General features: G+C 59.5%; 2 protein-coding genes. One reads left to right on the forward strand and one right to left on the reverse strand.

Going from position 1 to position 1,621, the window contains the following annotated elements; genetic code table 11:
- Positions 1-696: acetylglutamate kinase (gene argB / locus NW843_RS10015; RefSeq protein WP_414522849.1), on the forward strand; the 696-nt coding region annotated here is incomplete at its 5' end.
- Between the two features lie 13 nt (positions 697-709).
- On the opposite strand, the gene NW843_RS10020 is transcribed toward argB, so the two are convergent.
- Positions 710-1,519, reverse strand: coding sequence for a hypothetical protein (locus tag NW843_RS10020; RefSeq protein WP_414522850.1), 810 nt, complete (start codon positions 1,517-1,519; stop codon positions 710-712).
- Between the last annotated feature and the right edge of the window lie 102 nt (positions 1,520-1,621).

Genomic DNA, 1,621 nt, shown 5'->3' on the forward strand with positions numbered 1-1,621 from the left:
GGGGGGGGGCCGGAGATCAACAGTTGGCTACAAAAACTGGACATTCCCTTCAAGTTTGTGGATGGCTTGCGGGTTACCGATGCCGCCACCATGGAAGTAGTGGAGATGGTGTTGGTGGGCAAGGTCAACAAGCAGATCGTCCAGCTCATCAGCTTGGCCGGCGGATCGGCGGTGGGGCTGTGCGGGCGGGATGGCAACTTGATCAAAGCGCGATCCCAGGGCCGGGCAGAGATCGGCTTTGTTGGGGAAGTGAGCAGCATCAACCCCCAGTTGCTGCAAACCCTGTTGGAAGGTGGACAGATTCCGGTGATCTCCAGCGTGGCTGCCGATGAGACAGGCCAAGCCTACAACATCAACGCCGATACGGTGGCGGGAGAACTGGCGGCTGCTCTGGGGGCAGAAAAGCTGATTTTGCTCACCGACACCCCTGGCATTCTCAAAGATCCTCAGGATCGCAGCTCTCTGATTACGTTGCTGGATATCGAGACGGCTCGCCAGTTGATCCAAGCCGGTGTCGTCAAGGGCGGCATGATCCCGAAGGTGCAGTGTTGCATTCGCGCCCTGGCACAAGGGGTGCGGGCGGCCCACATTCTGGATGGGGGATCCCCTCATTCCCTATTGCTGGAGCTGCTGACCGATGCCGGCGTGGGCACCAAGCTGGTTCCTTCTCAATTTGCCGCCCAGTTGGAAGACTGAACAACGGATCCCGCTAAGCTTCCTTGATAAAGCGAAGAATCTCCCGCACATGGCCGAGAAACTGGCTATCCACACTGAGCTGAGCCACAGCTTGGTGGGTCTCCTGGCGCAATTGCCTGTGCTCCAGCTCGTTGCTGGCCCGGAACTGTTCCAGTTGGGCTTTGAGCGCGGCCAGCTCCTGCCGCAGGTAGCGCCGGGTTTCTTCCTCCTGTTGGGCCCAAGAGCCAGGTTTGCCGGGATCCCATTGCTCCTGCAACTGCTCGACTTGGCGTGTCAACTGCTTTATCCGCTCGGCCAACTCGATGGCATCTTCGCGAGGGATCTGGATTTGCCCTTGCAACTGGGCCAAGCGGTCGGCCAAATACTCGTAGCCCCGGATGGCCGGGCGCAGAGCCGTTAACAACACCGCAGCCACGGCGCTGGGGTAGCCAATGGGGGTGACTTGCCCAGCGGCCAAGCCATAGAAAGCCAGAGCCGACAGCCCATGCAGGGCAATGGCCACGCGCAACGACCAGCGGCTGAGCTTTTGTAGGAAAGCCAAGGTTGAATCTTCCACCGGGATCCCTCGTTCCTGAGACACAACCGCCTCCTGCTGAACGGCCTTGGCCTGAAAGTAGAGGTTCCAGGGAAGGGTGACGATCACCACCAGCCACCAAAAGCTGGCGATCCCAATGGCCCAATCGGCCAGCTCCCCAATAGGTAGCCCAAAAGCCCGCAACAGGCCAAACAGGATCCCGCCGCCGATCAACAACAGCAGCCCCGCCACCCAAACTGGGAAAAAGATTTTCGAGTAAGACACGGAGTAAGAGGTTGAGTAAGACATTGCCGGTTTCTCCTCATCAAGCTGCCTACAGCCTGCCCGAACCGAGCGGCCAGAAGCTCGTAAACTACCCGACTCCGACCGCTAAGCGGTACGGAGCGGGCT

This window comes from Synechococcus sp. R5-12 (assembly GCF_047502655.1).
GTDB lineage: Bacteria > Cyanobacteriota > Cyanobacteriia > Thermostichales > Thermostichaceae > Thermostichus.

Bases quoted from the DNA above. Each gene is read 5' to 3' on its own strand.
- NW843_RS10020 (WP_414522850.1), bottom strand. From the start codon at position 1,519: ATGTCTTACTCAACCTCTTACTCCGTGTCTTACTCGAAAATCTTTTTC.